Genomic DNA, 25,446 nt, shown 5'->3' with positions numbered 1-25,446 from the left:
CTTCAGAACTTGAACGCCACGCCCGCGCTGAACTTGCGCCCGCTGTACGAGCTGTAGAGCGAATCCTCCCGCACCGAGTCGACGAAGAAGCCCAGCTCCTGGTTGGTCAGGTTCTGCGCCTCCAGCGTCAGCCGCACCGCGGGCGTCAGCTGGTAGGAGGCGGCCGCATCGACGAACACCGCCGAGATATTGCCCTGCACGTCGCTGCCCGCCCGACCCGACGGCACGCGCAGCAGGAACTTGTCGCGATAATTGGCGCTGCCGCGGATGCTGAACCGGCTGTCCTCGTAATAGAGCGTGCCGTTCAGCGTGTTCTTGGAGAGGTTGATGAGGTCGTTGCGCACCGTCGCCGTGCAGGTCGCGTTGGTGCAATAGACGATCTTGCTGTCGACGAACGTGTAGTTGGCGAGGACGCCGAGGTTGCGCAGGAAACCGGGCAGGAAGGTGAGCCCCGCCTGGAAATTCACCTCGATCCCCTTCAGCGGCCCGCCCGGCGTGTTGGTCTTGTTGGACACGGTGAAGATCGTGCTGCCGTCGACCCCCTGCGCGCCGTTGAGCAGCGACAGCGGCAGCCCCGTTTCGCTGTAGGGAATGTTGCGCTGGAGCGTCTGGATGAAGCTGTCGATGTCCTTGTAGAAGCCGCCGATCGCGATCGTCCCGCTCTTGCCGAAGTAATATTCCAGCGACACGTCCGCCGTCTTCGCCCGGATCGGTTCGAGCAGGAAGTTGCTGGTCGACAGCGTCCGCGTGTTGGCCGCGATCGAGACGGTGCCGGGCAGCAGGTCGGAGAGTTCGGCGCGCGCCATCACCTTGGCCGCAGCGAAGCGCAGCAGCAGGTTCTGCGTCAGGTCCGCGGTCACCGTCGCCGAGGGCAGCCAGTCGTCGTAGCTGCGCCGCAGCGTCAGCGGGTTGCCGATCCGGTTCTGCCCGATCTGGTCGGTATGCACGTAGCGCACGCCGGCATTGGCGCGCAGGCGGAACGGCAGTGCGTCGGTATCGAGATCGAACATGCCATAGGCGGACTTGACGCGTTCGGTCAGGCTCGCCGAGGTCGTCGGCGTCATCGCATAGATGCCAGTCTCGCTGGTGAAGCCGAGTGCCGAGGCGAACTTGTCATAGTCCGGCGCCGCCCAGCCGTTGATCGTCTGCACCGGCAGCGACCCGCCGAAGCCGGTCAGCGGGCTGGTCAGCTGCGCCAGCGTCGTGCCGGCAGGCAGCGTCGGCGCGAGGTTCTGGGTCACGCGGCTGGTGCTGTACGTCTCGTACTTGGCGTCGCGATACTGGCCGCCGGCGCGGACGGTGATGCCGCGCATCAGCTCCCAGGCGGCGTTCAGCTCGGCGGTCGTGTTGTTGAATTCGTCGCGGGCGCGGGCGAGCGCCAGCGTGCCGTTGGTGGTCGCATCGGCAGACGGCGGCGCGAAGACGTAATTGGCCGGATTGTTGACGTCGATCCCCCAGCCCAGCGTCGGAAAGCGATCGTTGTTGCGGAAGTCGAACGAGAAGTTGTTCACGTTGTTGGCGAAGATGCCGATCTGCGTGCGGACCGGCCGATTGATCTGCGTGCGCGAGACGCCGATGTAGCCGTCGAGCTTCAGCGCGCCGAAATCCTGCGATCCGGTGAAGTTCACCTGGCTGAACGTCGTGGTATATTTTGTCAGCGTCAGGTCGTTGGTCAGGTCGACGCCGTTGAACAGCCCGTAGGTGAGCGTGCCGTCGCTGGCGCGCACCGCGTCCACCACCGAGCTTTCCGCGCTGCCGTGCTGGCCGGCGTTGCGCGAGAAGGAGATGGCGGTGATCGACTGGTCGCTGCGCGTCACGTCATAGCGCGAATAGAGGCCGTCGAGCGCGAAGCGGGTGCGATCGGTCGGCTCTGCCTGCAAGGTCAGCGTCGCGCCGAACCGCGAATAATCCTGGTCGGACCGGATCAGCCGCGGGCTGCGCGGCACGAAGGTGGTGGCGCTGTCCACCGCCGCGTAATTGGCGGCGTTGGTCGGCGTGTTGGGCAGGCGCGGGTTGCCGGTCGAGCAATTGGCGGCATTGGTGCCGTTCGTCGCGCTGTTCGCCGGGCTTTGCGGCGTATAGCCGACCGGCGAGCAAAAGCGGTTGAGGCTGCCTTGCAGGATATCGATCGCGGCCCAGCCCTCCTCGCGCGTGTAGCGACGCGTATAGGCGGCGGAGGCGGCGACGCCGAATGTGCCGTCTAGGAAGCGCTTGGCGACGAGGCCGGTGAAGCGCGGGCTGAACTTGTCGCGCAGATCGTCGTAGGTTTCCTGTCCGCTCACCGCGAGCGTGAAATCCTCCTTGTAGGAGAGCGGCCGCGGCGTCTGGAGATCGACGGTCGCGCCGAGCGATCCTTCCTCCACGTCGGCCTGGCTGGTCTTCCTGACGGACAGCGAGCTGAACAGTTCGGAGGCGAAGGTGCTGAAATCGAACGAGCGCGACGAGACATAGCCCGAACGGATGTCGGACGATCCGGTCGAACTCGCCCCCTCCATGCCGTTGAGCCGCACGCGCGTGAACTGCGCGCCCAGGCCGCGGACCGAGATCGTCTTGCCCTCGCCGCCGTCACCGCGGGTGATCGCGACGCCGGGCAGGCGCTGCATCGATTCGGCGAGATTGGCGTCAGGGAACTTGCCGACGTCTTCCGCCAAGATCGTATCGACCACGCCGACTTCGCGGCGCTTGATCGCCAGCGCGTTGTTGAGCGATTCGCGAAAGCCGGTGACGACGATGTCCTGATCGTCGCTTGCCTGGGGCGTACCGGGATCGGGCTCCGCATCCACCGTCTGCCCTGCGGCGGTGCCCGCCGGGTTGGTCGGGCCAGCAGCCTGCGCAAAGGCGGGCGCGGCCATCATCATGCCCGCGACCAGCGCTGCCGCCGACACCATCGAACGCCCCGAAACCAGCGAAACCATAGCCTTGCCCTCCCCCTTGGACTCGCATTGGGCGAGTTCCCGGTAGACAAACCTGTAAGACAGAATAACCTGTAAGACAAGACGATTGTTGCTGCTCTGTGGCGCAACGCACGACAGGAGAGTGAACCGCCATGCTGCATACCCGCCGCGATCTCGTGACCCTGCTACCCGCCGGCGTGCTGTGCGCGTTGCCGGCGCTGCCCGCCCTCGCCGCGCCCACGCGGCGCGTCGATATCCGCCGCCACGGCGCCCGCGGTGACGGGCGGACGCTCAACACGCGCGCGATCCAGGCGGCGATCGATGCCTGCGCCGCAGCCGGCGGCGGTACCATCGTCGTGCCGAAGGGCGTCTTCGTCAGCGGATCGATCGTGCTGACACCCGGTGTCGGCCTCGAACTGCAGAAGGATGCGGTGCTGAAGGGTTCGCCCCGTCTCGCCGACTACCCGCTCGTCCTGCGCCGCTTCGTCGAGGCCTATCCGGAGGCCCTGCGCATGGCGCTGGTCAACGCCACCGGCAATCACGGCCTGCGCATCACCGGCCCCGGCACGATCGACGGCCATGGCGAGCCCTTCTGGCGGATGTTCTTCGACGCGCCCGCCGAGCATGTCGGCGACGTGAAGGTGCAATATGCCTTTCCGCAGATCGCCTTCCTCCAGGATTGCAACGACGTGACGATCAGCGGCGTCACCTTCAAGGACGCCGCCTTCTGGAACCTCCATCTCTACCGCTGCCGGCGGGCGGTGGTGGAGGATTGCCGTTACGAGGTGCCGCACGTCATCCGCGCGCCGAGCAGCGACGCGATCGATATCGACAGCTGCCAGGACGTGACGATCCGCCGCTGCCGCTTCTCCGTCGACGACGATTGCATCGCCTTGAAGGGCACGCAGGGCGCCGGCGCCGCCGGCTATGCCGCAGCGCCGCCGGTGGAGCGCATCCACGTCCATGATTGCATCTTCGAACATGGCCTCGGCTGCATCACCTTCGGCAGCAACGCCACGGTGGTGCGCGACATCAAGGTCGAGCGGATCACCAACGTCGGCGATATCCCGACTGTCCGCTTCAAGATCCGCCCCGACACGCCCGGCCAGGTGTACGAGCGGCTCCACGTCCGCGGCGTGCGGCTGGCGGAGGCGCCGACGCCCTTCAACCACTGGCACAATGGCGAGGTGTTCTACGGCTACGACAAGCCCAATTTCGGCGCGGACGATCCCGCCATCGGCCTGATCGTCAACGCGCGCCTCGTCCACGGCACCAAGGTGCTTGCCAGGCCCCCCGGCGGCGTGATCCGCGACATCGTGATCGAGGACGTGAAGGGCACGACCCGCGGCTTCGGCAACATCAGCGGCAATGCGACGACGCGCATCTCCGACATCACGCTGGGCGACATCGACGTGACGCTGACCGACCCCACCCGCACCAGCCTGATCGCGCGCGGCGTATCGGGGCTGACGCTGGATAACGTGCGGGTGAACGGTGCGCCGGTGGAGGTGGTGCGCTAGAACCCATCACCATCCGATCCTCCCCCGCCAGGGGGAGGTGGCAGGACTATCGCATATGGCGATTATGACTGCCGGCTGCCGGCTGCGGGTGAAGGGGCATGCCAGCCCAGTATCCTTCGTCACCCCGGACTCGTTCCGGGGTCCACCGTGCCGCAAAATCCATAGCGTATCGGTGTGCGGCACGGTGGATGCCGGACCGAGTTCGGCATGACGAAGGCCACCCCGGATTAGACAGCCCATCCTGTCCAGGGGAGGGAAAAGACGCTAAGGAGCCCCACTCACAACCGATAGGCGTCCTTCGCCAGCCGGTACGCCAGGTCGTGCGCCACCTCGAACGCTTCGTCGCGTTCCAGCCGGTGCTCCGCCACCAGCCGCGCGAGGAAGCCGCAGTCGATCCGCCGGCTGAGGTCGTGCCGCGCGGGGATCGAGAAGAACGCCCGCGTATCGTCGTTGAACCCGACGGTGTTGTAGAAGCCCGCCGTCTCCGTCACCTGTTCGCGGAACCGCCGCATTCCTTCCGGACTGTCGTGGAACCACCACGCCGGACCGATCCTCAGCGCGGGATAATGGCCGGCGAGCGGCGCGATCTCGCGCGCGTAATTGCTCTCGTCGAGGGTGAAGAGGATGATCGTCAGGTTTCGTTCGTTGCCGAAGGCGTTGAGCAGCGGCTTGAGCGCATGGACATATTCGGTGCGCGACGGCCAGTCGTCGCCCTTGGCCTCGCCGAACACGCCCGTCACCGCGTGGTTCTGGCTGCGCAGCGCGCCCGGGTGGATCTGCATCACGAGCCCGTCGGCAAGGCTCATCCGCGCCATCTCGGTCAGCATCTGCCCGCGGAACCGCTCGGCATCGTGCGCGCTCGCCTGACCCGTTACCACCCGCGCGAAGAGCGCCGCGGCCTCCTCCTGCGGCAGGTTCTCGGTATGCGCGGTCGGATGGCCGTGGTCGGTCGAGGTCGCCCCGCCATGGTCGATGAAATAGCGCCGCCGGTCGCGCAGCGCGGCGAGATAACCCTCCCACGTGCCCACGTCCTGCCCCGTGATCCGCCCGAGTTCGGGCAGGTCGGTGCGGAACCGCGGGTGATCGGGATCGACGACATTGTCGGGGCGAAAGGCGGTGACCACCTTGCCGCCCCAGCCGCCCGCCCGGATGGCACGATGGTGGCGAAGGTCGTCGAGCGGGTTCTCCGTCGTCGCCAGCGCCTCGATCCCGAACCGCTCGAACAACGCGCGCGGGCGAAACTCCGGCCGGCGCAGCTGCGCGTCGATCTGGTCGTAGAGGCGATCGGCATTGTCCGCCGACAGCCGCTCGGTGATCCCCAGCACCTCGTGGAATGCATAGTCGAGCCACATCCGGCTCGGCGTGCCGCGCAGCAGGTGGACGTGCGCGGCAAAGCGCCGCCAGATCTTGCGCGGATCGCTCTCGGTCCAGCCGCCGTCGATCCGCGGCACGCCCAGGTCCTCCAGCGGCACGCCCTGGCTGTAGAGCAGGCGGAAGATGTAGTGATCGGGGACGATGAACAGCGTCGCCGGATCGGGAAAGGGCTGGTCGTCGGCGAACCAGGCGGGATCGGTATGGCCGTGCGGGCTGATGATCGGCAGGTCCCTGACTGAACCGTAGAGCTCACGCGCGATATCGCGGGTCACCGGATCGGCGGGCAGCAGGCGGTCGGCATGCGGTGACAAGGGGATGGTCATGGCGGTCAGAATCCCTGGGAGGCGCCGCCGTCGACCGGCAGCAGGACGCCGGTGACGAAGCGCGCGGCGGGTGAGGAGAGGTAGACGGCGGCAAGCCCGATATCCTCCGGCGTGCCGAAGCGGTGCATCGGCGTGCGCTGCAGGATGCGGTCCGACCGGGCGGGGTCGCCGTCCAGCGCTTTCCGGAGCATCGGCGATTCGATCCAGCCCGGCGCGATCGCGTTGACGCGCACCCCCTGCCCCGCGACCTCGGTCGACAGCGCGCGGACCATGCCGAGATAGGCCGACTTCGCCGCCGAATAGGCGACCACCCCCGGCATGCCGATCAGCGAGGTCATCGACGCGGTGAACAGGATGCTCCCCCGCCCCGCCGCCAGCATCGCCGGCAGCACGCACCGGGTGAGGTGATGCGCGGCGAGGACGTGCGTGTTGAGCATGCCGGCGAATTCCTCGACGCCGGTGTCGACTGCCGGCTTCTTGAAATTGATGCCGGCATTGTTGACCAGGATCGACACCGGCCCGGCGCGGTCCCGCACCCGCTCGATCAGCGCCGGCATCGTGTCGAAGGCGGTGACGTCCGCCGCCTCGCCATAGGCGCCCTCACCCAGTTCGGCGGCGGCGGCCTCGACCAGCTCGGCACGCCGCCCGACCAGCACCACGCGCGCACCCGCCGCATGCATCGCCCGCGCCATGCCCAGGCCCAGCCCCGAGCCGCCACCGGTGATGAGCACCACCTCGCCATCCAGGCGAAAGGCTGCCGCCGGATCGATCGTCGTGCCCGTCATGCCGCGTTCCTTCATCTACAGGATGCCGTATTTGGCGAAGGCGGCGGTGCTCGACATGCCGCCCTCGATCGCCTGGCGCACCGTCTTTTCGCCCCGCGCCTTCTCCAGCGCACGCTCGACCACCTCCGCCTCCTGCGCGCGCGGCACGATGACCACGCCGTCGAGATCGCCGAAGACGAGGTCGCCCGGCGCGACGCGCACCGCGCCGACCTCGATCGGGCAGCGATAGTCGATCACCTTGGTGCGCACGCCCGAATCCTGCGCGTAGCGGCCGCGGCTGAACACCGGCCAATCCTGTTCCAGCACCATCGGCGTATCGCGGTGCCAGCCGTCGATCACCGCGCCCGCGCCGCCGCGGGTGCGCGCGGTCGCGGTCAGGATCTCACCCCAATAGGCGCAGCGCATTGCGCCGCCGCTCGCCAGATAGACGTCGCCCGGCTCGATCTGGTCGAGCGCCTGCGTCAGCTTGCCGAACGGTTCGGCCTGCGGGCCGTAGACGTCGATCATCAGCACCGGCATCGCTCGCCCGACCAGCTTCATGGCGGTGTGCATCGGCTGGATCGGCTGCGGCAGGAACTGGTGCACCAGCCCCAGCGTGTCGAGGATATCGCCGACCACCGAGGTGTAGAGCTCGGATCGGATCAGGTCGAACAGGCGTGCATCGGTCATCGGGGTTCCACACCAACGGGGCGGCGCAGGATCAGCGCCATGAGGGCCACGGCGAGCGGATAGGCCGCGCCGGCGCCGAGGAAGAGCAGCATGTAATTGCCGCCGGTGGCATCGAGGATGCGGCCCACCGCCATGGCGACGAACATGCCGCAGATGCCGGCCGCAAAGCCGCCGACGCCGATCGCCGAACTCACCGCGCCGGCGGGCAGCGTGTCGGAGACGATCGTATAGAGGTTGGCCGACAGCCCCTGGTGCCCGGCGGCGGCGAGCGCGATCAGCAGCACCGCGTCCCACATCCCCGACACCTGCGACACCAGCACGACCGGCAGCGTGCAGCACGCCATGCACGCCATCGCCACGATCCGCGCCCGTACCGCGGGCATGCCGCCGCGTACCAGTCGCGACGAGATCCAGCCGCCGGTGACGCTGCCGACGTCGGCCACCAGATAGATCGCCACCAGCGGCGCGATCGATGCCATCATGTCGGTGCCGAACCGGTCGTGCAGGAAACCCGGCACCCAGTTGAGGTAGAACCACCACACCGGGCTGGTCATCAGCATGCCCAGCACATAGGCCCAGGTGCCGCGGTAGCGCAGCAGCGACGCCCAGCGCACCGGCGCCGCCTCGGCCGCCTCGCCATTTCGGATATAGGCCAGCTCCTCCGCCGCCAGCCGGCGCTGCCGTTCGGGCACCTCGTAGAAGCGGATCCACAGCACCAGCCAGGCAAGGCCCAGCGACCCGGCGATCAGAAACGCCGGTCGCCAGCCGAACGCGGCGACGACGAACGGCAGCGTGATCGGCGTCACGATCGCGCCGATGTTGCTGCCCGCATTGAACACGCCCGTCGCCAGCGCCCGTTCGCGCGGCGGAAACCATTCGCGCACCGCCTTGATCGATGCCGGGAAATTGCCGCCCTCCGCCAGCCCCAGCGCGGCGCGGGCGAACTTGAAGCCGATCACGCTCGACATCAGGCCGTGGATCGCGGCGCTGACGCTCCAGCCGGCGACGGCGAGGCCCAGCCCGCGCCGCACGCCGATCGCATCCATCATCCGCCCGCCCAGCAGATAGCCGAGCGCATAGGTGAGCGAGAACACCGCGATGATGTCGCCGTAGTCCGTTTCCGACCAGCCAAGTTCGCCGCTCAGCGTCGGCTTGAGCAGCCCGAAGATCTGGCGATCGATGTAGCAGATGGTGGTGGAGGCGAAGAGCAGCGCCGCGATCACCCAGCGGTATCGCCCGGCCGGCGGCGCCATGGTCGGGGGCGCGATGGTCGGGGGCGCGGGGGCCGGCGCCGCAGCCGCGGCATCCGCGTCGGTGCGCGCACCGATGATGCTGGTCATGGCCGACGCCTCCCCTCGACGCTACGGACGTACGGTTCTGGTCCGCCTGTCCTGTAAGACAGGTTGATAGCGGCTTGCGATCCGATGGCAAGCGCGTTTTTACTGGGCGTGCGACGGGTCGATGCTATGTCGGATCCGGGCCGACCGGGTCGTCGGTCGACCCGCGCGAGAGGAGCGATGATGTGCCGGTGACTGCGGATGACCTCGTAACCGCCCCCCTCAAAGGCGGCGGGCTCGTCGACCAGGTCATCACCCACCTGCGCGATCACGTCGCCACCGAGCGGCTGCGGCCGGGCGCGCGGCTGCCCAGCGAGACGACGCTCAGCACGCAGCTGGGCGTCAGCCGGCCGGTGGTGCGCGAGGCGATGCGCACCCTCGCGGCGACCGGCCTCATCGAGATGGCGGCGGGCAAGCGCGCGACCATCGTGCCGGTCGACGGCGACATGATCTCGCGCGTGTTTGAGAATGCGGTGCTGATCGGCCAGGCCGACGAAACCGACATCCTGGAACTGCGCCGCGGCGTCGAGATCGCCATGGTCGCGCTCGCCGCGGAACGCCGCACGGAGGCACAGGTCGCCGAACTGCAGGACATCGTCGTCGCGATGGCGGCATGCATCGACGACGGCGAACGGTACCTCGACCTCGATCTCCGTCTCCACCTGGTGCTCGCGCAGGCGACGGGCAACCCGCTCTACACCCTGCTGGTCGATGCCCTGCGCCAGCTGTTCCTGCTGGCGATGCTCGCCGGCCGCACCCGCTGGTCGGAGGTCGACAAGCTCCACCGCGTGCAGGAACTGCACGAACAGATCGTCGATGCCGTCGTCGCCGGCGACGCGCCGGAAGCCGCCGCCGCGATGACCCGGCACTTCGACGATGCGCTTGCCGTCCTCATGGCGCCCCACAGCGACTGACATTCGCCGTTGCCCTCCACTGCAATCCTGTCATACAGGTTGGCCAGGAGAGCAGCATGCGCATTGAGACGTTCGAAACCTGGATCTGCGATCGGCCCAAGGGGCTGTTCGACGAGGCGCGCGAGGGCGCCGCACCGATGCCGTGGAGCTACGGCGTCGGCCGGATCACCACCTCGGACGGGGTGCAGGGCATCGCGACCTTCTGGGCGGCGCGCTCGGGTGCGGTCACCGATGCCTATCTCGCCGACGTCATCGCACCGGTGATCCTCGGCCGCAGCATCCACGATCGCGAGGCGATCTGGCACGAGTTCTGGACGATCGACCGTCACGGCGCCTTCTTCCCGGTGTTCCTGCCCGGCCCGATCGACGTCGCCTTGTGGGATGCCGCGGCGCGCACCGCCGGCCTGCCGCTCCACCGCTATATCGGCAGCTATCGGACCAGCCTGCCCGTCTATGCGAGCAGCCTGTGGCTGCCTGGCGTCGAGGATTACGTCCGCGAGGCGCTGCACTACAAGGAACGCGGCTTCAAGGCGTACAAGGTCCACCCCTGCGGCCCCAGCCATGTCGACATGGCGATCCACGCCGCGGTCCGCGAGGCGGTCGGCCCCGACATGGTGCTGATGAGCGACCCCGTCGCCGAATATACCCTGCCGGAGGCGATCCGCGTCGCCCGGCACATGGAGAGCCTCGGCTACCACTGGCTCGAAGAGCCGTTCCGCGACTATGAGCTCGACAAATACGCCAAGCTCGCCGCCGCCGTCGACATGCCGATCGTCGGCACGGAGACGACCCGGGGCGGCCCATGGGGCGTCGCGCAGGCGATCAAGGCGGATGCGGTCGACATGGTCCGCGCCGATGTGTCGTGGAAGGGCGGGATCACCGGCACGCTGAAGGTCTGCCACCTCGCCGAGGCGCACGGCATCAACTGCGAACTGCACACCACGACGATGGGGCCGATGGACATCGCCAACCTCCACGTCGCATGCGCGGTGCGCAATTCGGAATATTTCGAGCTGTTCGTCCCCGAAGACACGTTCCAGCTGCCGATGAAGCAGAGCCTGCGCGACCTCATCGACGCCGACGGCCGCATCCATGTTCCCGACGGACCGGGGCTCGGCGTCGATATCGACTGGGATCTGGTGGACAGGACCTGCGTATCGCACCGGCGCTTCACGGCGTGACGCGGATCCCGACCCGCTCCCGCCATCGCCCTCTCCTCTCTTGAACCTGCCGGGCGGCCACGCTATCCTGGCCGCTGTCGGAAAAGGCAGGCTTGGTGTGGTCAGCCCAAGCCCTTCTGGTAACGGAAGCTCTGGTCTTTGGCCTCGGCCGGGATCCCCACGACGAACAACAGGCGCCGCGGTCGGCGTCTGATCGTTCGTCCGCGCGGGAACCTGGATGGGGAACGCTCCGGTCGAATCTCGACTGCAGGAGCCTTTGCCATGTCATCCGATCATCCTTCTGCCTATGACGTCATCATCGCGGGGGCCGGTCCGGTCGGCCTGTTCCTGGCGTGCGAATTGCGGCTCGCCGGATGCGGCGTGCTGGTGCTGGAACGGGCGGCCACCCCCGCATCGCCGTTGAAGGACTTGCCGTTCGGGCTGCGCGGTCTGACCCTGCCGACGATGGACGCGCTCGATCGCCGCGACTTGCTGTCGCCGCTGCGCGATCACATGCGGGCGGGCGGGACGGCGGCCGCAGCCCCCTGGACCACGGGCGCGCGGCGTCCGGCGGGGCATTTCGCCGGGCTGCAATTCTTCCGGGACACGGTGGACGAGGCCGCCTTGCCATGGCGTCCTGCCGGATCATGCGAGATGCTCGCGATCGCCCTCGCCGACCTGGAGAGCGTGCTCACGGCACGCGCCACCGCGCTCGGCGTCACCCTCCGCTACGGCTGTGCTGTCGACGGGATCGACGCCGGTACGGACAATGTCGTCGTCCACGCCGGCGGCGAAAGCATCGCTGCGCCCTGGCTGGTCGGCTGCGATGGCGGCCGCAGCACCATACGCAAGGCCGCAGGGATCGGCTTCGCCGGCACGGAGCCCGAATTCACCGGCTATTCGCTGGCGCTTCGCCTGGGCGATCCCAACCCGCTTCGCCCAGGTCGCCAACATACCGCCACCGGCATGTACACCTACGCACCGCCGGGCATCGTCACGATGGTCGATTTCGACGGCGGCGACCGGCATCGCGCCACGCCCCTGTCCACCGCGCATATCGAGGCCGTGCTGCGCCGCATATCGGGCAGCGACGTGCATGTCACGGGCGTCGACCTCGCCACCACCTGGACCGATCGTGCCTTTCTGGCATCCGTCTACCGGCAGGGACGCGTGCTGCTCGCCGGCGATGCGGCGCACGTCCATGCGCCGCTCGGCGGACAGGGCCTCAACCTGGGGCTGGGCGATGCGATGAACCTGGGATGGAAACTCGCCGCCGTCGTGACCGGCCGTGCCGCATCGTCCTTGCTCGACAGCTATCAGCAGGAACGCCGGCCGATCGCCGAGCAGGTGCTGGACTGGTCGCGCGCGCAGGTCGCCTTGTTGCGGCCCGGCGCGGGGACGGCGGCACTGCGCGCGGTCGTCCGCGACCTCATGGAAACCCGCGACGGTGCGACCTATTTCGCCAGCCGCTTGTGGGACGCGGACCTGCACTATCCGGCCGCCGCGGCAGCGCATCCGCTGGTCGGCCGCAGCGCGCCCGACCTGCCGCTCGCCGACGGACGGCCGCTCAATGCGCATCTGCGCGACGGCAGGTTCGTGCTGCTCGACGTCGGCCCTGCCGAACGGCTGCGGACGCGTGCCGGGCGATGGAGCGATCGGCTCGACTATCGCGCCACGGCCGCGACCCTCGCCTGCCCGGCCGACGCCCTCCTCATCCGGCCGGACGGCATCGTCGCCTGGGCCGGAGCGGCGGACGATCCCGCCCTGCCGTTCGCCATCTCCCGGATAGCCCACCTCACCGAGGGGGAAGGAAAGCCGTGCGACCCAGAGGGGCAGGCAACCGGAACACGCGGCCACCCCGCCGGTTGAGCTTGGCATGACGACGCTCGATCCCCGTTCCACCGCGCTGATCCTCATCGACCTGCAACAGGGCATCGTACCGCACGCTGGCGGGCCGCGTTCGGGCGAGGACGTGGTGCGGGCGGCAAAAGCGCTCGCCGCCCGCTTTCGCGCCGCAGGCGCGCCGGTGGTGCTGGTGCATGTCGGCTTCACCCCCGCCACCATGCCGAGCCAGATCGTCGACAAGCCCAGCCTCCCGGCGGGTGGCACCCCGCCCGCGTTCAGCGAGTTCGTGCCCGACCTGCGACAGGACGGGGATATCGTCGTGCTGAAGCATCACTGGGGCGCGTTCATCGGCACCGACCTGGACCTGCAACTGCGCCGCCGCGGGATCCGCACCGTCGTCATCGCCGGCATCGCCACCAACATGGGCGTCGAATCCACCGCGCGGTCGGCATGGGAATTGTCCTACGACGTCGTGATCGCGGAAGACGCCACCGCATCGCGATCGGCGGACCTGCATGCGTTCGCGATCCACAACATCCTGCCACAGATTGCCAGGATTGTTGCATGTGACGCCCTCGACCTCGCCACCGGCTAATATTGCGAACCTCACGTTCCATGTCGGTGCCGCCTTCGACCAGTAGAATCGACGAACAGTCTCACCTTATTCTTCTGCGTACTGCCTGATCGGGTCGGGCGAGGCGGCCTCATGGACGCCGGTCACCAGAACGCCACCGCCCGTGAAGCAAAAGAACCGGTTTGTATTTAGGTCCGGCGTTCTTACCGATTCGGACATTAACCGCCATTAAACCGATCCATGTTAGTCACTTGCCCGTGACAATGATGATCGCCTCCCCACAACACCGCCCAAGTGCGGAGCCACCCAGCCGCCGCCGGGTGGGTGCGGACGTGCGTGGTGCTGCCATGATCGAGTTCGCGCTGGTCGCCGTTCCGTTCCTCGCCGTCATCTTCGCCGCCCTCGCCACGAGCCTCACGTTCTTCGCCCAGCAGGGGCTCGAAACCGTGGCAGCAACGGCGGCGCGATCGATCCTCACTGGCGCGACGCAAAGCGCATCGGTCACCCAGACGCAATTCAAGTCGCAGGTCTGCGCGACGCTGCCGATCTATCTCAAATGCGCCAACCTTCTGGTGTCGGTGGATCGGTCGACGGACTTCGCCGGCGCTGCCACCACCGTCCCCGCCATCACCTTCGGCGCCAACGGCGCTCCCACCAACACGACCCCCTACAATCTGGGTGCGCCGGGTGAGATCGTGACGCTGCGGCTATATTATGTCTGGCAGCTGCCATCGGTGTCGCTGGGATACAATCTGAGCACGCTGCCTGGCGGCCGCCGCTTGCTGATCGCAACGGCCGTCGCCAAGACGGAGCAATATTCGTGAACCGCGCGGCCGTCGCGCTGATCGCGGACCGGCGCGGCCTCGCGCTGACCGAATTCGCCTTCACCTTCCCGGTGTTGCTGCTGCTGTTTCTCGGCGGCTATCAGATGTCGGACGCGATCGCCTGCAAACGCAAGGTCGGTATCGCCAACCGGACGATCGCCGATCTCGGCACCCGCTACAAGCAGGTCGCTGCGGCCGATCTGGACACCATCCTCTCCGCCTCGGTGCAGGTCATGCTGCCGTACAGCGCCGCGCAGGCGCAGGTCCGGCTGAGCCAGGTCTATACGGACGCGGCCGGCAAAACGACCGTGGTGTGGAGCCGCGGCCGCAACACCGCGCCGCTGGCCAAGGGAAGCACGGTCGCGCTGCCCGCCACGTTGCGCACCAACGGCAGCTACCTGCTGCTGAGCGAGATCGTCTATTCCTACAATCCGGGCGTCAGCTTCGGCATCGTCGGCCGGCGGACGTTGGCCGACTCGCTGTACATGAGCCCCCGCAACGCGCTGTCGGTGCCCTGCAATGATTGCTGATCCGCTCTCCGCCCTTTCGTCCCTCGCAGCGGCGCTGCGCCGCATCTGGCGCGAACGGCGTGCCAATGTGATGATGTTCACCGCCTTTGCGCTGATCCCCCTCACCTTCGCCACCGGCATGGGCGTCGATTACAGCCGCGCGATGAGTCTGCAGTCGAAGGTCGCCAGCGTCGCCGACGCCGCGAGCCTCGCCGCGGTGACCCAGCCGATGATGCAGAAACCGATCCTGACCGCCTGCGACGTCGCCCGGCGCACGTTCGTCGCGCAGGCCACGGGCCTTGCGGGGCTGCATCTCGACCCGCTGATCGCGTCGCAATTCACGATCACGATCACCGATACCTATGCCAGCCTGCCGCCCGCGACGCTGACCTGCCCGACGATCGGCCTCACCGGGCTGGATGTCGGCCCCATTCCGCTCTCGCGCGTCGCCCGCATCGATTTCCGCGGCACGTCCGACAACAGCTTCGCCGGCGTGCTGGGCCTTGCCACGCTGACCATCAAGGGCAGCGCCACCGCCAAGACCGTGAACGCCCCCTTCATCGACATCCACCTGGCGCTCGACACATCGCAGTCGATGGGCCTCGCCGCGACCGATGCCGATGCGTTGAAGTTGTGGAACGCGACACTCGCCAGGAACGGGCGCGGCTGCCAGTTCGGCTGTCACGCCCGCGATCCCAACGAGAAATATTCCATGGAAGACATCGCCCGCATGCCGGACGTCAACGCAAAGCTGCGCGTCGACGTGCTGCGCGACGCGACCACCGACATGATCGATACCGCCGTGCAGAGCCAGGGCACCAACACCAGCTATCAGTTCGCCCTGTACCGGATCGGCAAGAACGCGGGCCGCTATGCGATCGGCGTCGATCAATATGCCCCGCTGACGACCGATCTCGCCTCCGTCCGCCGCCAGGTGCAGTCGCTGTCGCTCAGCGCCAACGACGGTTCGGTCGGCTTCGGCGACACCGACCTGCCAGGCACCACCAACTTCGTCCTCCCCTATATCAAGGCGACGAGCGCCGCCTATGACGACGGGACCACACAGGTGCGCGCGCGCAAGTTCTTCTTCATCGTCACCGATGGCGTGACGGATACCGAGGGCTGGTGCACCTACGGCCATTGCACCAGCCCGATGAACCCCGCGACGTGCGACGCCTACAAGCAGAAGGGCATCACCGTCGGCGTCGTCTACACCACCTATCTGCCGACCAAGGCGGACCCGACCAACCCCAGGAACCCGGCGCTGCGCGACGAATACATCAAGTTGATCCAGCCGATCGCGACGCAGATCGCCCCTGCATTGCAGGCATGCGCGTCACCGGGCTATTTCTTCGAGGCCTCGGACGGGCCGGGCATCCATGCCGCGATGCAGAAACTGTTCGCGCAGGCGACCAAGACGCCGACGCTCACCCGCTGAACGCCTCACCGCCCGGCTTCCGGATTGTCGCGGCGGATGCGCTCGGCGAGCAGCGTGGCGAAGCCCAGCCATGCGACGAACGGGACTGCCGATGCAGCGGCGGGGCGATCGACCTTCGCGGCCGTCGCGGCCAGCGCCGCACCCGACGCCACCATCGCACCGGATGCAACCGCGCTCGCCCCCAGTCGCTTGCGCCGGAAGAACAGCTCGGTCCAGCCGCCGACCATCGCCGTATTGGCGAGCCATAGCCCGACCGCGGCATTGCGGGCGGTGCCCGATGGCCGCCGCAGCAGGCGGTAGCCGCCGATCGCCAACCCCGCCTCGAGCAGCGGCCACACCGCGCCGAAGGCCGCATCGGGCGGCGTATAGCCCGGCTTGTCGAGCCGCCGGTACCAGCGGCGGATGCCGGGATGCGATGGATCGGGCGCGTTGCGCCGGCCGACGAGCGCACTCGCGCCCAGCACGAGCGCGACGGCCCCGACCGCCGCCACCGGCGACAGGCCACGCCGCATGGCGGCGGGATTGGCGACATCGGTACCATTGCCGGCCGGCGCGTCCGATCGCGGATCGGCGTAGCGTGACAGGTCCGGCTGGGGTCCGTCGCCGCCGCCGAACAGCTTGCCCGCCGCCGCCCTGACCGCGGGCCGGCTCGCCACCGCCATCGCCGCATGCAGCGTGGCGATGCCGGCGCGGCTGTGCGGGTTCGCCAGGCGCGGCGCGAAGCGGGGTATCCCCTGCGCCTTGTCGACCATCGGGCGCATGGCGCGCTCATAGGCGCCGAACGCGTCGGTGAGGGTCGCTGCGCGGATCATTTCCCCCGCCAGCACGCGCGCGCCGGTGACGGCCAGCGTCGTGCCGACGCCGCCGATCGGGGTCACGCACCAGGCAGCATCGCCGCACAGCACGACGCGGCCGTTCGACCAGCGCGGCATGCGGATCTGCCGCAGCACGTCGAAGTAGAAATCGCCGGTGTCGGCCATCGCATCGAGCACCCGCGGCGCCTGCCAGCCGGCATCGGCGAACGTCTCGCGCAGCCAGGCCTTCTGCCGCTCCTCCCCCCAGGCCTGCTCCCCCTCCGGCGGCTTCTGCACGGTCAGCATGGCGCGGGTGGTGCCGTGACGATCCGGCCGCAGCGACACGCTGCGGCCACCCGGTGCGTGGTACCAGCGCCACAGGCGATCGTCGTCGTCCTGCCGCGGGATGGTGAAATAGGCGATGGCGAGATTCATCCAGCGCGGCTTGTTCTCGCCGGGAAATACCAGATCGCGGGTCGCAGAGCCGACACCCTCCGCAACGACCACCGCATCATAGGATTCGGCAACGCCACTCGCGAAGGTCACGCAGGCTGCCGCCGCCGTCTGCTCCACAGCCATGACATGATCGCCGAAGCGGTAGGTCGCATGATCCCGAGCCGTCTCGTAGAGCAGCCGCGCAAGGTCGCCGCGGAGGATCTCCATCTCTGCGGTCGGGCCATCGCCGCTGTTCGCGTCCGTCCCGAGGCACGCTGCGATGTGCCCATCGGCGTCGATCCAGGCGGTACCCTCCTCCCCCGTGCCGCACGCCAAAGCTGCCCCCTCCAGCCCCATGCTCCGGATGACCGTGCGACCGACGCCGCGTATGTCGACATTCTGGCCGCCATCGCGAAACGCATCCGCACGCTCCACCACCGTCACCTCGGCGCCGGCCCGGCCCAGCCACCAGGCGAGCGCGTTGCCGGCGACGCTCGCGCCGGTGACAAGGATCTTGATCGTCACGAAATGGTCTCCTTCACCGGACCACAACGCGGAAGCAGACGAAAGTCTGCCCGCCTCACCAGGATCGATCGCTTCATTCTATCCGCAGCGCCCCACATAGGTTAGTGGCATCGCCCGGCGATCTGGTCTTCACTTCGGCATGCCCACCTGGCCTTTCAGCACGAGCGAAGCGGCTGCGCGCCTGGCCGCGTTCGATTGGACGGCGACCGCGCTCGGTCCGATCGCGGATTGGTCGGAGCGACTGAAGGCCGTGGTCGACCTGGTGCTGGCCAGCCCTCTGGTGGCGTCGGTTGCAATCGGGCCAGAGCGGCGGCTGATCTACAACGACACGGCGGCACGGCTGTACGGGGATCGCCATCCCGAAGCATTCGGGCAACCGCTCGCCGATGCGTTTCCCGACAGCTATCCGAGCGTCGCGGCCCTCTACGATCGCGTGTACGCAGGCGAAGCGATGCGGGTTGCCGCGCAGCCTCTGGCGATCACCGGACAGGGGGAGATATTCGACGCGTATCTGACCCCGGTCTTCGACATCGATGGCGCGGTCATCGGTGCCCATATGGTCGGGCTGGAAGTGGGCGAACAGGTGCGCACCGAGGCCGCCCTGCGCGAACGTGAGGCCGATCTGATCCGCGTGCAGCGCATCGGTCAGGTCGGCGGTCTCGACGTCGACGTGGCGGGCGGGCTGGTCAGCTACCGTTCGCCTGAATTCCTGCGGTTGCACGGCCTGGGTCCGGAAGGCGCGAACGAGACCCATGCCGACTGGCGCGCGCGTGTCCATCCGGACGATGTCGACGAAGCGGAGCAGCGTCTGTTCGATGCGCTGGCAGGCACGGCTGCGAGCTATGAGAGCGAATACCGCATCATCCGCCCCTCGGATGGCGCAATGCGCTGGATCCATGCAAGGGCGGATATCGAACGGAACGCCGAGGGCGTGGCTGTCAGAATGGTCGGCGCGCATCGCGACGTCACCGACCAGAAGCAGATGCAGGAGGCCTTGCACGTCAGCGAGGCACGGCAGGCTTTCCTGCTGAAACTCAGCGACCATCTCCGACCGCTGGCCGATGCCGATGCCATCGCCCAAACCGCGTGCCGCATCCTGGTCGAGCACATGGATGCGAGCAAGGCGCAATTTACCGAGGTGACCGGGGAGCCATATAGCGAAGTCGGGGAAAGCCTCGCCGAATTCGTCAGGTCAGGTTCCCCGATGCCGCGGCGTTACCCGCTGACAGCCTTCGGCGCGCCGTTGGTGGCGGAACTCAGACACGGTCGGACGTTGGCGTTGACCGACACCGGACGAGACACGCGCCTGTCCAAGCGCGAACAACAGGCTTTCGCGAACGTCGAAACGCTGGCAGCGATCGCCGTCCCGCTCGTCAAGGGGCAGCGGCTCGTCGCCAACCTTGCCATTCACGATGCGATGCCCCGCGCGTGGTCGGCCAGCGAGATCGCTATCGTGGAGGACGTGGCAGAGCGCACCTGGGCTGCGATACAGCGCGCCCGCGCCGAAGACGCGGTGCGCAAGAGCGAGGCGCAGCTCGCTGCCGCATTCGACAGCGTACCGGTTGGGATCGCCATCATCGATCGATCGGGCAAGGCGATCCGGTCCAATGCGGAGCATCGGCGGTTCCTGCCGAACGAGATCATTCCCTCCGGCGATGCGTCCGACGGCTCGCGCTGGCAGGCATGGGATAGCGGGGGGCACCCCCTGCCGGCGCAGCAGTTCCCGGGCGCGCGCGCCTTGCGTGGCGAAACCGTCGTGCCGGGCCAGGAGATGCTCTTTACCGATGACGCAGGCAGAAAAATCTGGACGGCCGTAGCGACGGCGCCGGTGCGCGGCGACGACGGTGCGATAACCGGCGTCGTGTCCGTCATAGCCGATATCGACGCCGCCAAGCGCAGCGACGACAGATTGCGCGACAGCGAGCAACGGTTCCGCGCTCTGGTGACCGCGGGCACGCTGTCGATCTACCGCATGAGTGCCGACTGGCGGTTGATGTATCAGCTCGACAGCCAAACGCTGGCCGACACTGCCGAGCCGATCGAGCATTGGGTCGAAAAGTATATTCCCGAATCCGACCTTCCCGCAGTGCGTGCCGCCATCGACACGGCGATCCGATCGAAATCCCTGTTCGAACTGGAACATCGCGTCTGGGCGGCAGATGGCGGAATTGCCTGGGTCATATCGCGTGCCGTGCCCCTGCTGGGGCGGCAGGGCGAAATCGTCGAGTGGTTCGGCGCCGGTACCGTCGTGACCGAACGCAGGGAGGCCGAAGAAGCGCTGCGGGAGAGTGAACAGCGCCTGCGGACGCTTGCCGACACCGCGCCGGCGTTGATCTGGTTCAACGATCACGTCGGCAGCAACACGTTCGTCAACCAGGTCTTCGTGGACTATACCGGACGCTCGCCGGAAGAGATCGCTGGCGAAGGCTGGAAGGGGCTGATCGACCCCGCTCTGGAAGCAGACTATGTCGCCGGTTATGAAGATGCGGTGCGTACCCGCGAACCGTGGCGCGACCGAAATCGTCTCAGGCGGGCAGACGGAGTGTGGCACTGGTTCGAAAACTATGCCCGTCCGCTCTTCGCTCCGGACGGGTCCTATCTCGGCCACGTCGGTGTGTCGGTCGACGTCAACGAGGTGGTCGAAGCGGAAGGCGCACTTAGAGAGAGCGAAGAACTACAGCGACTGACCATCGAACTGGTGCCGGCCTTCCTTTGGTCGGCCAGCCCCGACGGGCAGGACATCAGCCTCAACGAAAGCTGGTCCGTCTACACCGGGCAAAGCGAGGCCGAGACGCAGGATTTCGGCTGGCTCGCCGCGACGCACCCCGACGACCTTCCCGCCACGCGCGCCGCATTCGAGCGCGCCTTCGCCAGCGGCGAACATCTCGAACGGCTGCAACGCATCCACAAGGCCGGGAACGGCTATCGCTGGCATCTGGTCCGGCATGTGCCGGTACGCGACGAACACGGCGCGATCGTTCGCTGGTTCGGAGCCGCAGTCGACGTTCACGAGAGCAAGCTCGCCGAGCAGGCACTGGATGCGAGTGAACGGCGGTTGCAGACGCTGATCGAGGGTGTGCCGCAGCTGGTCTGGCGCGCGAGCCATCCCGGCGTATGGACCTGGGCCAGCCCCCAATGGACCGTCTACACGGGGCAATCCGAACCCGACAGTCGCGATTGGGGGTGGCTCGATCCCGTTCACCCCGACGATCGTGCGCGCGTCCGCGCCGTCTGGAGTCAAGCGGTCGAACGCGGCGCCTTCGAGGCCGACTATCGCATCTGCCACGCCGCGGAGGACCGCTACCGCTGGTTCCAGACCCGCGCCGCACCTGTGCGAAATGCCGCGGGCGACGTGGTCGAATGGCTCGGCACCTCGACGGACGTCGATGACATGCGCAGTCTTCAGGAACGGCAATCGGTGCTCGTCACCGAACTTCAGCACCGCACCTTCAACCTGATGGGCATGGTGCGGTCGATGGCCGATGCGACGGTCAGATCGAGCGACAGCCTGGCGACTTTCAAGGATGCGTTCGGCGAACGTATCGCGGCCCTGGCACGCGTACAGCGTCTGCTGTCGCGGTTGCAGGACGACGATCGCATATCGTTCGGCGAACTGATGCGCGGTGAACTGGCCGCCGCCGGCGCGCTGCCCGAGCATGATCCGCGCGTGACGCTGTCCGGACCCGAGGGTGTCCTGCTGCGTTCCAGTACCGTGCAGACCTTCGCCATGGCGGTGCACGAACTGATCACCAACGCGGTCAAATATGGCGCGCTCGGCCAGCCTGACACGCGACTGGAGGTAACCTGGCGAGTGGAAATCGCAGCGGATGAAACGCCTTGGCTACATCTCGACTGGCACGAGCGCGGCGTCACGATGCCGCCGGCCGGCGGGGCGGCGGCTGGTACCGGCCAAGGCCGCAAGCTGATCGAGGGAGCGCTGCCCTATCAGCTCCGCGCCCGCACAACCTACGTGATGGCGGCGGACGGCGTGCGCTGCTCTATCGCCCTGCCCGTGTCGAACCGGACGCAAGCGAGCCTTCCCCATGCCCCTCAATGACCGTCGCATCCTTGTCGTGGAAGACGAATACATGCTGGCCCACGATCTATGCGACGCCCTTCAGGAAGCAGGTGCGATCCCGATCGGTCCCGAACCTTCGGTGCAGGCCGCGCTGATGCGCATCGCATCGGAGGAGCAGATCGACGCAGCGATCCTCGATGTGAACCTGAACAACGAAACGGTATTTCCCGTCGCCGATCTTCTGACCGATCGACATGTGCCGTTCCTGTTCGCCAGCGGCTATGGAAGCGAGGTATTCACGGAACGGTTCGCCGGTGCCGTCAACTGCAACAAGCCGCTCGACATGCGCGCCGTACTACGAGCGCTTGCCGGGTTGATGTGATCCCGGAAAACACTGGGCGCGATCCTGCCGCCGCAGCGCCGGTCGGACGAGCGCAGCGCCATCCGACGAACTCCGCGCCACCTCCTGGCCGTCGCTCTCGCAGGCTGAGCGGGGCGCCTGTCGTCGTCGTTGAAGGCGGCGGGCGCACCGCCCCTCGGCGACGACGAAGGGCTGCATCTGTACGCCGCGGGTTCGCCCGCGCCGACCGGCCGCTCGATCTCGCATCGGACGCTTACGTGCCCGCGACGACCTGCGCCGGTGTCACCACCTCGACGGGGAGGCCCAGCATGTCGAGTTGGGGCCGGATCACCTTGGCGTTACCGGTGACCACCCACACCCACTTCGCCGGATCGAGAAGCTTGCGCAGTTCCGCATTGGCGCCCGCCAGCGTCAGCGCCTTCAAACGTTCGTCGTAGCGGGTGTGGAAATCATCCGGCCATCCCTTGTCCGACAGCAGCTTTGCACCCAGCAGCATCTCGCTGCTCGTGCGATACATGCCCACGCGCTTGCGCAGCCGATTCTCGACCGCCGCGGCGAACTCCGGCTGCGTGATCGGCCTGGTCGACAGGATCTCCTGCACATCCCTGCGTATCTCCGCGATGCCGGCGCCGACCTTGTCGGGCTGGATCTCCGTCTCGACGGCATAGGACGAGATCAGCGGATCGTTCTCGAACGCGCCGACCGCGCCATAGGACCAATGCTTGTCCTCCCGCAGGTTCATGTTGATCCGCGACAGGAATTCCCCGGCCAGCGGCGTGTTCGCCACCCGTGCCATCAACGTCTCGTCACCGTAGGGGATCGACAGCAACTGGCCGCCGGTGACGCTCGCCTGCACCGCCTCGGGCATGTCGATCAGCACGATGTGCGGCGAGGCGCTGGCGGTCGGCAGAACGCGCGGCACCGGCTTGCCCGCAGGCGCATCGGCCCCCGTCCACCGGCCGAGCGTCGCGTTCATCTGCGGGAGCAGCGTGGACAGCGGCGCGTTGGACACGACGAAGATCCTGGCTCCCTGCGGCCGGACCCAGCGCTGGAACGCGGCCTGCAGGTCGGCCCGCGTAATGCTCTTGATCCGTTCCGGCGTCGGGATCGCGGCGAGCCTGGCCGCGGATGACCCCGGCGCCAGCGCACGCGCCAATGCCGTATTGGCGAGCATCTGCGCGGACGTCGGCACCGCCGCCAGCGCGGCCAGGTTCTGCTGCCGCCGATCCTCGATCCGGTCGACAGGAAAATCCGGCTGCGTCAGCATCATCATCGCCGTGTCCAGCACCCGGCCGAAACTGGCTGTCGGCCCACCGGCGAACAGCGCAGAGTGGACCCCGTCATCGTCGGCACCGCCGCCGACGTCGACTCCGGTCAATTCGCGCTGCTGATCGAACCAATGCCGGTCATGACCCGCCGCGCCCTGGTTGAGCAGGCTGAACATCCAGTCGAACGCCTCCGGCTTGTCGACCGCCGCATCCACCCTGCCGGCCGGAAAGGCGAGGATGAGTTGCGTGAACGGCAGGCTTTGCGACGGCACGTAGACGACGGGGATGCCGTTCTTCAGCACCGCGTGCTGGATGTCGGGGAAATGCAGCTTGCCGGGCTCGCCGATGGCGGGCAGCGCACCACGAGCGCCGGAACGAGGCTCTGCCTGCCGGCCGACAGGCGGGACAGCCGCAGCGGCCGCCGCCGTGGCGGCGCTGCCCGCACCGGCGATCTCGTCGCCCGGCGGCGTCATGCGGGGACCGGGTGTCATGACCATCCGATAACCGGGACGGGTCAGCCACTTGCGGGCGGCAGCCGCAACATCCCCGGGCGTCAGGTTCAGCGCCTGCTCCAGTTCCTGCTTGTACGCACCAGCCGATCCCCTGAACACCGCCGCCCGCAACAGCAGGTCGGCGCGCGCCTCCATTCCCTCGTTGATGCGGATCGTCGGGATGATGAAGGCGCTCTTGTAGCGCCGCAGTGCATCCGCGGCGGGCGGCCTCCGCAGGAATTCGGCGATCAGCGTGTCCAGCGCGCGCCCGGCGACCTGCGGATCCACCCCCTCACGCACGCCGCCGCGGATGCTGAATTCGGCGCCGCCACGCGTCTGGTCGTTGCGCGCGACGATCCAGGAGAACAGCTTGTCCCGCTCGACCAGCGCCTCCTCCAGCGGAGCGCCATCGATGCCGGTCATCAGTTCGGCCGCCGCGGACAGCGCGGCGCCGTCCGCACTGCCGATGCCAGGTCCCGGCCACACCCGCAGGATCGTCGTTTCCGTGACGGGAGCGGTCAGCGTCCGGTCGATCGCCGCCGCCAGCACCGGCGGCGTAGCGGTGGGCGGGGGCGCATCCCTGCCCCGCGGGATATCGCCGAAATACCGATCGACCTTCGCCTTCGCGGTGGCGAGGTCGATATCGCCGGCAAGGATCATCGTCGCGTTGTTGGGGCCGTAATGGTCCCGGAACCAGCGGCGCACGTCCTCGATCGACGCGGCGTTCAGGTCCTTCATCGACCCCACGGGCGCATGGCCGTAGGGATGCCCCTTGGGATAGAGGGCGGCGCGGAGCATATACTCGCCGATGCTGCCCGGCAGGTTGTCCTTCTCGCGCTTCTCGTTCTGGACGACGCCGCGCTGCTCGTCGAGCGTCGCCTGGGTCAGCGCGCCGAGCAGGTGGCCCATGCGGTCGCCTTCCATGAACAGCACGCGATCGAGGCTGCCCGTCGGTACCGTTTCGTGATACTTCGTATAATCGTAGCTGGTCGTGCCGTTGATGCCCACCACCCCGGCGTTGCGGAGCGGGGCGAAATAATCGCCCGGCACATTCTCGCTGCCGTTGAACATCAGATGTTCGAACAGATGCGCAAAGCCGCTCCTTCCCTCCGGCTCGTCGGCCGACCCGACATCGTACATGATCGAGGTGTAGACCAGCGGGGCGGAGCGATCGGTCATCACGATCACCCGCAGCCCGTTGGCCAGGGTAAAGCTCTGGTACGGGATCGTATAATCGGCCACCAGCGCCGCGAGGTCGGCGGGCGCCACCGGCCCAGCCGCTTCCGTATGAAGGGACAGGGCCGATCGCGACGCCGCCACGACGGGATGAAACGCCAGCGCCGCCGCGGCGCCGGCCAGGAGCATCGTACGCAGCATCATCCCAACCT

The 25,446-nt window shown here is 67.8% G+C and carries 17 protein-coding genes; 10 read left to right on the top strand and 7 right to left on the bottom strand.

What is annotated here, in order from left to right; translation table 11 throughout:
* Positions 1-2: 2 nt before the first annotated feature.
* Positions 3-2,915, bottom strand: coding sequence for a TonB-dependent receptor (locus tag ACTZQ5_RS12420; protein WP_443585500.1), 2,913 nt, complete (start codon positions 2,913-2,915; stop codon positions 3-5).
* Between the two features lie 131 nt (positions 2,916-3,046).
* On the opposite strand from ACTZQ5_RS12420, the gene ACTZQ5_RS12415 reads away from it, so the two are divergent.
* A complete protein-coding gene (locus ACTZQ5_RS12415) occupies positions 3,047-4,414 on the top strand; it encodes a glycoside hydrolase family 28 protein (RefSeq protein ID WP_443585499.1) in 1,368 nt (455 codons plus the stop codon).
* A 278-nt stretch (positions 4,415-4,692) separates the two neighbouring features.
* Here ACTZQ5_RS12415 and uxaC read toward each other — a convergent pair whose 3' ends face one another.
* Genes uxaC through ACTZQ5_RS12395 form a run of 4 tightly spaced genes read right to left on the bottom strand, consistent with a single transcriptional unit; the run spans position 4,693 to position 8,905 of the window.
* Entirely contained in the window at positions 4,693-6,111 is a 1,419-nt protein-coding gene (gene uxaC / locus ACTZQ5_RS12410; RefSeq protein WP_443585498.1) for a glucuronate isomerase, read from the bottom strand.
* A 5-nt stretch (positions 6,112-6,116) separates the two neighbouring features.
* A complete protein-coding gene (locus ACTZQ5_RS12405) occupies positions 6,117-6,896 on the bottom strand; it encodes an SDR family NAD(P)-dependent oxidoreductase (protein WP_443585497.1) in 780 nt (259 codons plus the stop codon).
* A gap of 15 nt (positions 6,897-6,911) precedes the next feature.
* On the bottom strand, positions 6,912-7,565 hold the full coding sequence (locus tag ACTZQ5_RS12400) for an RraA family protein (protein WP_443585496.1): 654 nt from the start codon (positions 7,563-7,565) through the stop codon (positions 6,912-6,914).
* Positions 7,562-8,905: an MFS transporter gene (locus ACTZQ5_RS12395; protein ID WP_443585495.1), complete on the bottom strand. Its 1,344-nt coding sequence runs from the start codon at positions 8,903-8,905 to the stop codon at positions 7,562-7,564. Before ACTZQ5_RS12395 ends, ACTZQ5_RS12400 begins: the two co-directional genes overlap by 4 nt.
* A 182-nt stretch (positions 8,906-9,087) precedes the next feature.
* Here ACTZQ5_RS12395 and ACTZQ5_RS12390 point away from each other — a divergent pair, with 182 nt between their 5' ends.
* The 7 genes from ACTZQ5_RS12390 to ACTZQ5_RS12360 all read left to right on the top strand — a co-directional run bounded on the left by ACTZQ5_RS12390 (position 9,088) and on the right by ACTZQ5_RS12360 (position 16,166).
* The gene (locus ACTZQ5_RS12390; protein ID WP_443585494.1) at positions 9,088-9,816 is read left to right on the top strand and encodes a FadR/GntR family transcriptional regulator; all 729 of its coding nucleotides are present in this window, start codon (positions 9,088-9,090) and stop codon (positions 9,814-9,816) included.
* 56 nt (positions 9,817-9,872) lie between these two features.
* Entirely contained in the window at positions 9,873-10,997 is a 1,125-nt protein-coding gene (locus ACTZQ5_RS12385) for an enolase C-terminal domain-like protein (RefSeq protein WP_443585493.1), read from the top strand.
* Between the two features lie 261 nt (positions 10,998-11,258).
* On the top strand, positions 11,259-12,845 hold the full coding sequence (locus tag ACTZQ5_RS12380; protein WP_443585492.1) for an FAD-dependent monooxygenase: 1,587 nt from the start codon (positions 11,259-11,261) through the stop codon (positions 12,843-12,845).
* 7 nt (positions 12,846-12,852) lie between these two features.
* The gene (locus ACTZQ5_RS12375; RefSeq protein WP_443585491.1) at positions 12,853-13,416 is read left to right on the top strand and encodes a hydrolase; all 564 of its coding nucleotides are present in this window, start codon (positions 12,853-12,855) and stop codon (positions 13,414-13,416) included.
* Positions 13,417-13,742: 326 nt separating this feature from the next.
* On the top strand, positions 13,743-14,219 hold the full coding sequence (locus ACTZQ5_RS12370) for a TadE/TadG family type IV pilus assembly protein (protein ID WP_443585490.1): 477 nt from the start codon (positions 13,743-13,745) through the stop codon (positions 14,217-14,219).
* On the top strand, positions 14,216-14,749 hold the full coding sequence (locus tag ACTZQ5_RS12365) for a TadE/TadG family type IV pilus assembly protein (RefSeq protein ID WP_443585489.1): 534 nt from the start codon (positions 14,216-14,218) through the stop codon (positions 14,747-14,749). Before ACTZQ5_RS12370 ends, ACTZQ5_RS12365 begins: the two co-directional genes overlap by 4 nt.
* Positions 14,739-16,166 (top strand): TadE/TadG family type IV pilus assembly protein, encoded by a 1,428-nt coding sequence (locus ACTZQ5_RS12360; RefSeq protein ID WP_443585488.1) that lies wholly within the window; start codon positions 14,739-14,741, stop codon positions 16,164-16,166. Before ACTZQ5_RS12365 ends, ACTZQ5_RS12360 begins: the two co-directional genes overlap by 11 nt.
* A gap of 5 nt (positions 16,167-16,171) precedes the next feature.
* Here the strand turns inward: ACTZQ5_RS12360 and ACTZQ5_RS12355 are convergent, their stop codons facing one another.
* The gene (locus tag ACTZQ5_RS12355) at positions 16,172-17,920 is read right to left on the bottom strand and encodes a tryptophan-rich sensory protein (protein ID WP_443585487.1); all 1,749 of its coding nucleotides are present in this window, start codon (positions 17,918-17,920) and stop codon (positions 16,172-16,174) included.
* Between the two features lie 139 nt (positions 17,921-18,059).
* On the opposite strand from ACTZQ5_RS12355, the gene ACTZQ5_RS12350 reads away from it, so the two are divergent.
* Both ACTZQ5_RS12350 and ACTZQ5_RS12345 read left to right on the top strand, forming a co-directional pair.
* A complete protein-coding gene (locus tag ACTZQ5_RS12350; RefSeq protein WP_443585486.1) occupies positions 18,060-21,977 on the top strand; it encodes a PAS domain-containing protein in 3,918 nt (1,305 codons plus the stop codon).
* Positions 21,964-22,320: a response regulator gene (locus ACTZQ5_RS12345; protein WP_443585485.1), complete on the top strand. Its 357-nt coding sequence runs from the start codon at positions 21,964-21,966 to the stop codon at positions 22,318-22,320. The genes ACTZQ5_RS12350 and ACTZQ5_RS12345 overlap by 14 nt, the downstream gene beginning before the upstream one ends.
* 232 nt (positions 22,321-22,552) lie before the next feature.
* On the opposite strand, the gene ACTZQ5_RS12340 is transcribed toward ACTZQ5_RS12345, so the two are convergent.
* The gene (locus ACTZQ5_RS12340) at positions 22,553-25,435 is read right to left on the bottom strand and encodes a M16 family metallopeptidase (RefSeq protein ID WP_443585484.1); all 2,883 of its coding nucleotides are present in this window, start codon (positions 25,433-25,435) and stop codon (positions 22,553-22,555) included.
* Between the last annotated feature and the right edge of the window lie 11 nt (positions 25,436-25,446).

Origin of the sequence: Sphingomonas cellulosilytica (genome assembly GCF_052321755.1) — a bacterium.
Lineage (GTDB): Bacteria > Pseudomonadota > Alphaproteobacteria > Sphingomonadales > Sphingomonadaceae > Sphingomonas.
This window is presented reverse-complemented; position numbering and strand designations above follow the sequence as displayed.